Below are 12,034 nucleotides of genomic sequence, written 5' to 3' on the forward strand. Positions count from 1 at the left end.
AATACCAGTGGTTATTAAAGCTATAAAACAAATTTGTCGTTTATGATACCGCAATTTGAAGAAATACGGATACAGGCATTGAAAGAATTAAGTGCTGGAGTTGTTATGAGAGCTAAAGATTTGCGCATTCCTTTGGCTAAGCATTTTGGATTGACCGATGAGGAAATGAATGCTTGGTATCCTTCTGGTAATGGCGAAATATTCTTAGACCGTATTTCGTGGGCTTTATCGTATCTTTTTATTGCAGGTCTTGTAGAAAAGCCCCAAAGAGGTGATTATAAAATCAGCGAAAAGGGACTGTCTATGCTTTCTTCATGTACAGAGGAACAAATAAATAAGTTCATCAAAGTAACTGTGAATGCGAAAACTCCGAAGAAAAGTTCTAAAAATAAAGATGCTAACAATGCTTTTTCCCATTTGGAAAATGATGATGAACGTACGCCGGAAGAAGAATTGGCAGATTCGTATGATAGAATAAAACAGAATGTACAATCTCAGATTCTGACAACAATATTAAGTAAAAAGCCACAAGAATTTGAACGGTTAGTTGTGAAATTACTTCAAGCAATGGGGTATGGTGGAGAGGTCAAAAACTCAGGTATCGTAACGAAACTTTCTAATGACGGTGGTATAGATGGTATTATTAAAGAAGATATTTTAGGATTTAATCATATATCCATACAGGCAAAGCGATATGCTTTAGATAATAATGTTCAGCGTCACGAGGTTCAAAGTTTTGTAGGAGCTGTTGCCGGAACGCCATCCAAGAAAGGAGTATTCATTACTACCTCTGATTATACTAAAGGTGCAATGGAGTATGTGGAAAGCCTTAACGGTTCACCAACCATTATCTTGATAAATGGTCAACAATTAACAGAATACATTTATGACTATGGCTTGGGATTGCAAACAGAGAAAGTCCTTAAAGTCATGAAAATGGATATGGACTACTGGGATGCAATGGATAATGCTTGATGGTATTGCAGCTATGCAATTTTTCTATCCAGCTTAATCTTACATACAGATTCGGTATGGGACATCTTACGTTCAATGGTAGATATTTCAGAATCACGGAGGGTATGAGCAAATATCCTCTTTATAAATGTGGCTGTCTGTAAGCGTGGTTTGCCAAATGCCTTACCGATATTCCATCCAAAGTGCATGATGTCAATAGTCTTTAGCTGAGAATCAATCTTTATCGGTTCGATTTTAGGTAAGGCATCTGACAGGTAATATTCTGTTACATATCCACACAAGCGATTAAGCGCAGTTTCATCAAGATAGGAAACTAAAGTTTGTTTCGTGTATGCGATAACTTTATTGAGTTTTTCTTGTGAGGCGCGTTCTTTCTCAGCCATAGCATGGGCACGGAGTATCTCATATTCTGATGGTTGGTTGGATTCTTCTATAAAAGTATTGTTGATAGTAGAAGGTGTGGCTTCTTCATTTGGAAGTTCTGCCACATCTTCGTTGAGTTCGGAACATAATGGAGTAGAAACTTCTTCTGTTATGTCAGATGTAGTTTCGATTTCAATTTCGGGTTCAGGCTCAGAAATGATAGGTTCTGAATTTATAGCACTTTCAGCAAGTTCCGAGTTTACTGCTGGAACTTCTACGACTACAGCCTTGTTGCGATAGCACTCAAATCTCATAAAGCACTTTTCTATTGTCGGTGAAAGAATTTGACTGAATACCATTTGCAGATTGAGATAGATAGCTCCCATGATAATGGAGCATACCACCAAAATAAGGTAGCTGCTGAACTCGTCCCAACCATAGTGAAGTACGGTTTGGCGGGCTAAAACACCAATGATGGCGATTGTACCAAAAACAATCAGATGCAATGTTATATGTTCTATCTTTTTCAGCTCCATAGTGGTATGTATTAATCGTTTGTGTGCAAATATATAGGATTAATTTTTGAGAAAATCCATAGTTTTGCCTGTTAATGGGCTTTTGACGATATATTTCATCGCTTTTCACTACGTTACACTCCTAATAATAAGCGCATTGCAAATTTCTTGTTTTTGGATGAAAATAGTTGGATAAATAGGCTTGTGTATCTTAAAAACAAAAATTATCTGCATCATTTTGGGTAAACAATGCAGATAATCAATGGGGTATAGAGATATAGCTTATTAGCAATACAATGTATGGCTTGTACCATTGAGATATAACAAGATGTTATACTCTTGTTTACGAGCGACTTTGTTTATTAGCCATTTCCTAAATACAGCGGAATGTCCGGTGTCTATTTGATAGGATAGGGCTATAACCATATCGAGATTATACACATCGGCATTGTTCCCATTCTCCAACTTGATGTACTTGCAAGCTTCGTGGCTCTTCAAAACATTAGCTTTCAGGATTCTCTTGATTGCTATATGGATAGCTCCAGACGTTGTATAAAACAAGTCTGCAAGTTCCCAAGTGGTCATCCATACTTCGCCATCAGAAATATGGATGCATTGTCCGTTGTTGAGTATGATTCCTCGTTTCATAGTTCTATCTATTTGAGTGATATTTTATTGGCTGTTTCTCGCTTCTTGGAATTGACCAAATCGGCATATATTTGAGTTGTGGACACATTCTTATGCGTTAGCATCTTTGATACAGTGTAAATATCTGTGCCTAAGGATATTTGTATGACCGCATACGAATGTCTGAATCCGTGAAAGGTTATCGGTTTCGTTATTCCTGCCTTTTTGAGCCAGCTTTTCAGTGGGTAATTAATCATACTTCGCTTCAAATCCTTGAAAACTTTGCCTGTTCCGGGTGTGCCGCATAGTTCGTAGGCTTCGTAACTGATGGGGAGTGTCGCTTCCGTCTGGGTTTTCTGTGTTCTGATACGTAAACAATAGCCTTGGTCGGGAGCGATAGTGAAGTCTTCCCATTGCAGATTGAGAATGTCGCTGATGCGTAAGCCTGTCAGACAAGCGAATAGAGAAGCGGCTTTCAATACGGGAATGTCGCAAGGAGTGGCAGCGAGTTGCTTCACTTCGTCCAATGTCAAATACTCCTTCTTCACATCTTGTGGCTCAATCTTATCAAGGTAATCATTGATGTTCTCCCGAAACCATTTGTCCCGATAGGCAATCTTCAACAATCCTCTGAAGGTAGAGTAGTAGCCGGATGCCGAATTGAGGGATATAGGACGGTTGCTGTGTTTGAGTTGCTTGGCATTCAGCAAGTATTCACGGAACTTTTTGCATAAATCCACATTCACATCGCCAAAGGTACATTGCCCTTTGACGAAGTTGTAGAAATGCTGATAGACGAACTGCCATTTCTGGTCTTTGTTCCGGCACATTTTCTTGAAGTAGGCAAGGAAATCGGCTTTCTGCTTGGTCTTGTCTAAGAAACCGAACTCTTCGTTGATGAGCGATTGTACTCGGATGCAGCGGATAGCCTCTGCCTTGTTCAGCATATCATTGTTGAACTCCCGTTCCATCTCGTTTTTCGGGTGAGCATAGATGTAGATGCCAAGGTATTCTCTGCGGCTCATCTGCATCGTTTCGGGGTTACGGACTGCCGGATAATAATCCAGATACAAGGAGATACGATTATTCCGAATCTCTCTCTGACGAACTGTTACTTTTGTACACGTGTGTGTCATACTGTTTAATATTTAGAGTTTTACATTTGTTTGGTGCAAAGGAATAAGGTGATTCAATGGTGGGTACATTCACCGAAAAATAACTTATTCAATCTTTGGAGTAGCAAGCAACCTATCCAGCTCAGGCTTGGAGATAAGTGTGTATTTACCTTTCTTGACCTTTGGGATATTATGGTACTTGGCATAATGATAGAGTTGGTCTCGGGTAAGGTTGAACTTCTCCATCGCTTCAGCTACCGTATAATATTGCGGTTCTTCGGGTGCAGTAATACCTTTGACAATATCCACATGCTTCTTGGAATAGTACACCATGATGCCCTCTTTCTTCTTCGGAATGGCATTCTTGGAAACGAAACAATAGATTGCGGACAAAGTCATACCGAACTTCTCCTGCATTTCTTGGGTGCTATACCATTCGGTAATGTCTGGATTTGGGGCTTTCTTGGCGAAGTAAGCATCTATATGTTTCTTGCTCCAGTAGGTCTTGCCACGATTGAAAGTTCGGGGGATGTTATTCTTCTTGGCTACCACAAATATCCATGACTCGTTTACATGGTATTTCTCTTTCACTTCGGCAGTGGTATAGAAGTCGGTGATAGGGGATTTCTCTTTTGTTGGTGTCTTCTCGTTTTCGGGCGAAAGATAGTCTGTCATGTTTTCTATATCAGCTCTGCGAACAAGCGTTTTCCTTTCAAATCGGATTACTTTGATTGTTCCATTGCGGATATAGCGATATATAGAAGTACGCCCAATATTTAATAACTCGGCTACTTCTGATGGAGTAAGATACTCCTTGTTCAAATTAGGAGGTGTCTTTACGCTTTTCCCTAATTCGTGTTGCAGACTTTCAATGCGCTGTTTCCTAACCCTGTCTTTATAGGCAAGATTGGCGCATCGGTGTGAACAATACTCTGTGGTGGTCTTATGGGCTGTGAAAACAGCATTACACCACTTACATCTTTTCTGAATGTCGATTTTACTACTCATTATTTATCCGTTTATTTCGCCAAATCTGTTTCATCGCGTACCACCACGTACCATGACGTACCAGTGTGTCCACGACCTTTCCGACCTAAAATCGGAGAGTAACAAGCGAGCAACAAATGCGGTACAAAAATGAGCTGAAAAAGCCCTATAAACGATAACCATCGCTTATAAGGCTAAAAAGAAAGGCGCTCAAAATGAACGCCTTGATAATCGTTGATGATATATGCTAATCGTTGGTAATCACCACTTATTTGCCGATGCAAAAATGTGCAAATATATTCTGTAGCACCATATCATTGGTTACTTCCCCTGCTATATCGGATAAATGGAAAATACATTCACGTATGTCTTGTGAAAGAAAATCCCCGGAAATATTCGCGTCCAACCCTTCTTGTACCCGGTGAATTGCATCCAATGCACGTGTCAACGCTTCGTAATGACGGACATTCGTTACAATAACATCATTCTGTGTGACTGTTGGTAAATGGGCAGCTGCTACAAGTTTTTGTTGGAGTTCATCCGTGTGCTGACGTTGTTTCGCAGAAATAAAAATAGATTCTATTTCCGAACCGACATGCTCGGAAAGTTGTGAGGTAAGTTCATTTTTCTGAGTTTCATTTATCAGTTCTACCTTATTAAAGACTAAAATCAACTGTTTGTGTTCACAACGAGGAAGAATCTTATCGGAGAGTAGTTTTAGCTGTGAGATTGCGTCTGCTGAATCAATTATCCATAGTACAATCTCTGCCTGATCGAGCTTTTGAAAAGTTCGTTCGATACCCAGACTTTCAATCATATCGTTAGTTTCCCGAATGCCGGCTGTATCGATAAAACGAAAAGTGATGCCAGCTATATTTACAGTATCCTCAATGACATCGCGTGTTGTGCCGTGAATGTCACTGACAATTGCCTTATCTTCGTTCAACAGAACATTAAGTAAGGTAGATTTTCCTGCATTGGTTTCTCCGATAATAGCTACCGGAACACCATTCTTTATAGCATTTCCAACACTGAACGAGTCTACCAGGCGTGCAATCACCTTCTCAATTCCGTCAGCTAACTGGCGCAAGGCAGATCGGTCGGCAAATTCCACATCTTCTTCACTGAAATCTAATTCCAGCTCAATCATTGATGTGAAGTTCAATAGTTTCTCGCGCAATATTGCCAATTCCTTGCTAAATCCGCCACGCATTTGACTCAGAGCAAGACGATGGGTGGCGGCAGAAGATGAGGCTATTAGGTCGGCTACAGCTTCGGCCTGACTTAAATCCATCTTACCATTGAGGAAAGCTCGTTGAGTGTATTCTCCCGGCTGTGCAGTACGGCATCCGTTTTTTATCAGCAATTGCATTACTTGCTGTAGAATATAGGATGAGCCGTGACAAGTGATTTCAGTACTGTCTTCCCCCGTATAGGAATGTGGGGCCCGGAAAAGGCTGACGAGAACCTCGTCTATCAGTTCTTCTCCGTTATAAATTCGGCCGAAAGTTAGCGTATAAGGCTTTTGTTCACTCAGCAGCTTTCCGGGTTTAGCCGGAGTAAAAATACGACTGGTGATGGTTATTGCTTCAGGACCGGAAACACGAATGCTTCCGATGGCTCCTCCTTGAGCGGTTGCTATGGCGCAAATTGTGTCTTGATTCATTATCTATTTCATTTTGAGTGGCAAAGATAGAGCTTTCTCTGTAAAAAACAGAGTAAACAGATAGAAGTTATGCTTTATTATTTTATCTTTGCTCGCATACAGCAAGACAAATTTTATGGCTATGGGACACGCAAAAGATTCATTTTCGGGGATGGAGAATATTGAAAAATTAAAAGAGGATTACCAGAAGATCACTTCTGTTTTGGCCGGACATCAGATTGCATTCTGGGAATACGATATTCCTACGGGCGAATGTAATTTTACAGATGAATATCTTAGTATCTTGGGTTTAAAGGAAGCAGGAATTGTTTTCAGAGAAATTAATGACTTTTATCGGTTTGCTCATCCGGATGATGTTACTTCTTATCAAACAGCTTTTAACCGCATGCTTGAGTCGGATACAAAGACTTCTCAAATAGTAGTGCGTTGCTTGGGAGAGCATGGAGAAACAATTTGGCTTGAAGATAATTTCATTGCGTATAAGAAGAATAAGGAGAATGGTTCTGATAAAATTATAGCATATACTGCCAATATTACTTCACGCTGTGAAAAAGAAGTGCAGATCAGACAGCTTGAAGAGCGAAACCGGAAAATTATTGAGGCACTCCCTGAGTTTATATTTATTTTTGATGATAATTTCTTTATCACGGATGTATTGATGGCACCCGGTACGGAACTTTTACATCCGGTAGAAGTCTTGAAAGGAGCAGATGGGAGATCTATTTATTCAGCGGAGGTCAGCGAATTGTTTATCAGTAGTATACGTGAATGTCTGAAAAGTGGAAAACTGAAAGAAATAGAATATCCTTTAGATGTAGAAACCGGCAGACATTATTTTCAGGCGCGTATTGCTCCGTTTGAGGGGAATAAGGTATTAGCTCTGATTCATGATATAGGTGACCGGATACGTCGCTCGCAAGAATTGCTTGATGCTAAACGGCGGGCAGAAGAGGCGGACCGGATGAAATCGCTGTTCCTTGCTAATATGAGCCATGAAATACGTACTCCTTTGAATGCGATTGTCGGTTTTTCGGAGATAATAGCTCTGACTGAGGATGAAAAGGAGAAAGAGGAGTATTTAGGGATTATCCAGCAGAATAGTAATCTATTGCTGCAACTGATCAATGATATTCTTGATTTGTCACGCATAGAGTCTGGTAAATCGGAAATGCACTGTCAGTTGACAGAAATAAGCGGGCTGGCAGATGAAGTGTATAAGGTACACCGTCTTAAAATGAAGAAAGGGGTCGAACTAAATGTGATTCGTCCATCAGATGAAATCTGGATTTCGACGGACAGAAATCGTGTAACACAGGTATTGTTTAATTTCTTATCGAATGCAATTAAAAATACGATTGAGGGGAGCATCACCTTTGGACTTGTAAAAGAGGAAGAATGGGTGAAATTTTATGTGGCAGATACCGGTTGTGGCATTTCTAAAGAGAAGCTCCCTTTGATATTTACCCGTTTTGAGAAGTTGAATGATTTTGTACAAGGTACAGGATTGGGTTTACCTATCTGTAAAAGTATTGTGGAACGGTTAGGAGGTCGGATCGAAGTGGAATCCGAGCTTGAGCAGGGGAGTACTTTCACTCTTTATCTGCCCAATAAGCAAGAGCAAAAAGTAACGGTTGCGGAAAGAGGAAATGCAACCGTCACTGTGGGACTGAGCAACCGGCAGAAGAAGATACTGATAGCGGAAGATGTGGAGTCTGGTTATCTGCAGATTAATGCCTTTTTGAAGAAAGAATATACAATTCTTTGGGTGCCAAATGGAGAGGAAGCAGTAAAAAGTTTCATGCGTGAGAAGCCCGATCTGATTCTGATGGATATCCGAATGCCGGTGATGAATGGTATTCAGGCGACAACTAAAATTCGTGCAATTTCGCAAGAGATACCGATTATTGCGGTTACAGCATATGCATTCTGTCCGGAAGGGGAGCAGGCTATTGAAGCAGGGTGTAACGAAGTGATTGCGAAACCTTATCCTCTGGAAAAGCTGAGAGAAACTATCGGAGCTTATTTGCAGGAGGGAAGATAAGCCTGTTTTTCGATGCAACAATTTATGATATAGAGTGTTATGTAGAAAACAAATAATACTGTATAGATAAATTGAATTATGAAGAAAGTTGTGATAATCGGAGCCAGCGGCTTCGTGGGTTCGGCTATTCTAAATGAAGCTTTGAACCGTGGATTTCATGTGACGGCGGTAGTTCGTCATCCTGAAAAAATTAAGATTGAGAATGAAAATCTGGAAGTGAAGAGAGCCGATGTCTCTTCATTAGATGAAGTTTGTGAAGTTTGTCAAGGTGCCGATGCCGTGATTAGTGCTTTTAATCCGGGTTGGAATAATCCTAATATATATAAGGAAACCATTGAGGTTTATCTAACGATTATTGATGGTGTGAAAAAGGCTGGAATCAACCGTTTTTTAATGGTGGGAGGGGCCGGTTCATTGTTTATTGCTCCGGGTATTCGTCTCGTTGATTCGGGAGAAGTTCCCGAAAAAATATTGCCCGGGGTGAGGGCTTTAAGTGATTTCTACCTTGATTTCTTGAAGAAGGAAAAAGAGATTGATTGGGTCTTCTTCTCACCGGCAGCAGATATGGCTCCGGGAGTACGTACCGGAAGATACCGTCTGGGTAAGGATGATATGATTGTAGATATTGTGGGTAACAGTCATATTTCCGTAGAAGATTATGCCGCTGCCATGGTTGATGAACTTGAAAAGCCGGAGCATCATCAGGAACGTTTCACCATAGGGTATTAAACGGACGGTATCTTTCAAGATAATTAAGATAAAGTTTTGCACATCCCCGGGCGTCGGAAAGGGCTTCGTGGTGCTTAAGTTCAATTCCCTCCCGTTCGCAGCAAGCACTCAGATTGACTGGTTTATATCCCAAAGAACGGTAGATTCGGCAGGTACATTCCCAATGTTCCGGAAGTAATAGCTCGTCATAGTCCAGTCTGTACATCCGCATGGTGCGTTTTAGTACATTACGGTCGAATTGCTCATTATGTGCAACTATTACTTTTCCTTGCAACCGCTTTTTTATTTCAGGATAAATGGCATGAAACCCCGGAAGTGATTCCGTCATTTCCGGGGTTATTCCATGTACGAGGATATTTGCACGCCAGTATTCATTCTCCGGTGGTTGAATCAGGCTGTAATATTCATCCGTAATTTCTCCGTCGGTAACGGTGACAATACCTACGGCACAGGCACTTTCCATGTATCCTGTGGCTGTTTCGAAATCAATGGCGGCAAATGATAGATTCATCAGATTCGGTCAAGAACAGTTTTTATTAATGTATCGATGGTATTTTTATAGCCCGTATTGGCTTCTTTGATCAAACGGTTGGCTATAACCATACAGACTGTCATGGCTTTGTGTCCCATCAGCTTGCCGAGGCCGGCAAGAGCGGAACTCTCCATTTCAAAGTTAGTTATTTTATAACCCTTGTATTCAAACTTTTCGATTTTGTCATTTTGGTTGGGATCAGCCAAAGGAACACGAAGTTCACGTCCTTGCGGTCCGAAAAAACCTCCCGCTGCAATGGTAACTCCACGTACCATATCATCTTGAGCAATACGGTCAATCAATTCAGCATTGGCATCAATCACATAAGGGGCAGGAGCGCATATATTGCCAGACCAACCCATGTGGTTCAGAAATGCCCGCTCAAAAGGAAGATCGCAAACGGCATTGCGTCCGGCATAAAAATTCAACAGACCATCAAAACCGATTGATTTTTCGGAACAGACAAAAGTTCCAACCGGTGTATTGGGTTGCAGTCCCCCACAAGTACCGATACGGACTAATTCCAATGACCGAAGGTGCTCTTTCTCTTCCCGTGTCTGAAAGTCGATATTTGCCAGAGCATCCAGTTCATTAATCACAATGTCGATGTTGTCGCAACCGATACCTGTAGATACGACCGTTATTCGCTTGCCTTTGTAAGTTCCGGTTATAGTCTTAAATTCGCGGCTTTCCACTTCGCATTCTTTGTTTTCGAAGTGAGAAGCTACGAGAGCCACCCGTCCGGGATCACCTACCAATATAACTTTGTCTGCCAACCATTCCGGCTTTACATGCAAATGAAATACCGAACCATCTCCATTAATGATTAATTCGGAGGAAGGAAAATACTTTTTCATGTTATTGAAAGGTTTTAGTTTTATAAATAAGTTCACCACAAATTACATAGATTAACCACTCTTTTTAAGAGATTATTCTTCTCCAGTCAGTTGTGGTATGCTGTGTAGTTTGTGGTGAATGATTTCTCTTTAATCACCCAGTGGTTTGCTGGTAGATCCGCCAATCGGCTTAGCTATATTTTCACGCATTGAGGTGTCAGCCTGGATGTTTTTCATCTTATAATAATCCATAATACCAAGATTTCCATTGCGGAAAGCTTCAGCCATGGCTTTGGGGACTTCTGCTTCTGCTTGAATCACATTAGCTCGGGCTTCTTCTGCTTTGGCTTTCATTTCCTGTTCGGTAGCCACAGCCATTGCGCGACGCTCTTCTGCTTTAGCTTGCGCAATATTCTTATCGGCATTTGCCTGGTCTATCTGTAGAGCAGCACCAATATTCTTACCTATATCGATATCGGCGATATCAATAGAGAGGATCTCAAAGGCAGTACCTGCATCGAGTCCTTTGCGTAGTACCAGTTTTGAGATAGAATCAGGATTCTCAAGTACTGACTTATGGTTTTCAGAGGAACCGATTGACGAAACGATACCTTCGCCTACACGTGCCAGGATTGTATCTTCACCGGCACCACCCACCAATTGACGGATATTGGCGCGTACCGTCACACGTGCTTTGGCTATCAACTGGATACCGTCTTTGGCAACAGCTGTTACGGGAGGTGTATCAATAACTTTCGGATTAACTGACATCTGTACGGCTTCGAAGACATCACGACCTGCGAGGTCTATAGCAGTAGCCATCTGGAATGGAAGTTCAATATTGGCTTTTGATGCCGATACCAGCGCATGAACTACCCGTTCCACATGACCGCCTGCCAGATAGTGTGCTTCAAGTTCGTCACGGGTTATGTTACTCAATCCCGCTTTATGTGCTTCGATCATACCGGGTACGATGATGTAGGGCGGAACATTACGGATACGCATCAGGAAAAGTTGTACCAGTGAAATATTAACTCCCGATACTTTGGCTGACAACCACAGGAAGAAAGGTACATAATGAAAGAAGAGAACCAGGAAGATAATACCTCCTGCTATCAAGAAGATAGTCAGATACATGGGTTCGACATTCATAATTGTGCTTGATTTTAAATGAATATTAGGATTTTAGTTTTTCGACAAAGATTATTCCATCAGTGATCCGATTGACTATAATCGGAGTTTTTTCATTCAGTAAACCGTCCATTGATTTTACTTCTATGATATTCCCATTGATTTCAGCATTGCCAATCTGAGCCAGGCGGGTAACTGTGATACCCGTATCGCCCACTTTTACTTTTTCGGCAGCACTTCGGTCTATTTTGGATGTTATATCTTTCTTCAATGCGAGCTTATCCAGAGTTTTCGATCGCATAAACCAGACAAGCGAACCGATGCAGGCAACTCCTGAAATGATAAGTGTTGTGAATCCCGCCCCTGTCCCCAGATTGACAAAAGCGTAATAGTTGGCATAGATGATGCAAACCAAAGCCGAAATACCGGCAAGGCTGATACCCGGAATCACAAACAGTTCAACTAAAAAGAGTATTACTGCTGCAACAATCAATGCAATGATGATCAGTACATCCAT

Annotated in this window: 12 protein-coding genes; 3 read left to right on the top strand and 9 right to left on the bottom strand. The window is 41.2% G+C overall.

Going from position 1 to position 12,034, the window contains the following annotated elements; genetic code table 11:
* Positions 1-42: 42 nt before the first annotated feature.
* Positions 43-975, top strand: coding sequence for a restriction endonuclease (locus ISX59_RS13720; protein WP_036633148.1), 933 nt, complete (start codon positions 43-45; stop codon positions 973-975).
* Between the two features lie 11 nt (positions 976-986).
* Here the strand turns inward: ISX59_RS13720 and ISX59_RS13725 are convergent, their stop codons facing one another.
* The 5 genes from ISX59_RS13725 to mnmE form a co-directional block, all read right to left on the bottom strand.
* Complete coding sequence (locus ISX59_RS13725) at positions 987-1,874, bottom strand: hypothetical protein (RefSeq protein WP_036633147.1); 888 nt, start codon at positions 1,872-1,874, stop codon at positions 987-989.
* Positions 1,875-2,138: 264 nt separating this feature from the next.
* The gene (locus tag ISX59_RS13730) at positions 2,139-2,501 is read right to left on the bottom strand and encodes a lipofamily protein (protein WP_098032458.1); all 363 of its coding nucleotides are present in this window, start codon (positions 2,499-2,501) and stop codon (positions 2,139-2,141) included.
* An 8-nt stretch (positions 2,502-2,509) separates the two neighbouring features.
* Positions 2,510-3,616, bottom strand: a complete 1,107-nt coding sequence (locus ISX59_RS13735) for a site-specific integrase (RefSeq protein ID WP_036633146.1) — start codon at positions 3,614-3,616, stop codon at positions 2,510-2,512.
* Positions 3,617-3,700: 84 nt separating this feature from the next.
* Complete coding sequence (locus ISX59_RS13740; RefSeq protein WP_098032460.1) at positions 3,701-4,603, bottom strand: helix-turn-helix domain-containing protein; 903 nt, start codon at positions 4,601-4,603, stop codon at positions 3,701-3,703.
* A 247-nt stretch (positions 4,604-4,850) separates the two neighbouring features.
* Positions 4,851-6,248, bottom strand: a complete 1,398-nt coding sequence (gene mnmE, locus ISX59_RS13745) for a tRNA uridine-5-carboxymethylaminomethyl(34) synthesis GTPase MnmE (protein ID WP_032539937.1) — start codon at positions 6,246-6,248, stop codon at positions 4,851-4,853.
* 121 nt (positions 6,249-6,369) lie between these two features.
* On the opposite strand from mnmE, the gene ISX59_RS13750 reads away from it, so the two are divergent.
* Positions 6,370-8,289, top strand: coding sequence for an ATP-binding protein (locus ISX59_RS13750; RefSeq protein ID WP_032539936.1), 1,920 nt, complete (start codon positions 6,370-6,372; stop codon positions 8,287-8,289).
* 78 nt (positions 8,290-8,367) lie between these two features.
* Positions 8,368-9,018: an NAD(P)-dependent oxidoreductase gene (locus tag ISX59_RS13755; RefSeq protein ID WP_032539935.1), complete on the top strand. Its 651-nt coding sequence runs from the start codon at positions 8,368-8,370 to the stop codon at positions 9,016-9,018.
* Here the strand turns inward: ISX59_RS13755 and ISX59_RS13760 are convergent.
* The 4 genes from ISX59_RS13760 to ISX59_RS13775 form a co-directional block, all read right to left on the bottom strand.
* Positions 9,002-9,529 carry a 3'-5' exonuclease gene (locus tag ISX59_RS13760; protein WP_032539934.1) on the bottom strand — a complete coding sequence of 176 codons (528 nt, stop codon included), beginning with the start codon at positions 9,527-9,529 and terminating at the stop codon, positions 9,002-9,004. The genes ISX59_RS13755 and ISX59_RS13760 overlap by 17 nt on opposite strands.
* Positions 9,529-10,407: a nucleoside phosphorylase gene (locus ISX59_RS13765; RefSeq protein ID WP_032539933.1), complete on the bottom strand. Its 879-nt coding sequence runs from the start codon at positions 10,405-10,407 to the stop codon at positions 9,529-9,531. The genes ISX59_RS13760 and ISX59_RS13765 overlap by 1 nt, the downstream gene beginning before the upstream one ends.
* Before the next feature lie 129 nt (positions 10,408-10,536).
* On the bottom strand, positions 10,537-11,538 hold the full coding sequence (gene floA, locus ISX59_RS13770) for a flotillin-like protein FloA (protein WP_005807912.1): 1,002 nt from the start codon (positions 11,536-11,538) through the stop codon (positions 10,537-10,539).
* 25 nt (positions 11,539-11,563) lie between these two features.
* Entirely contained in the window at positions 11,564-12,034 is a 471-nt protein-coding gene (locus ISX59_RS13775; RefSeq protein WP_005782627.1) for an NfeD family protein, read from the bottom strand.

Origin of the sequence: Bacteroides sp. FSHCM14E1 (genome assembly GCF_019633785.1) — a bacterium.
In the GTDB taxonomy this organism is placed as follows: domain Bacteria; phylum Bacteroidota; class Bacteroidia; order Bacteroidales; family Bacteroidaceae; genus Bacteroides; species Bacteroides hominis.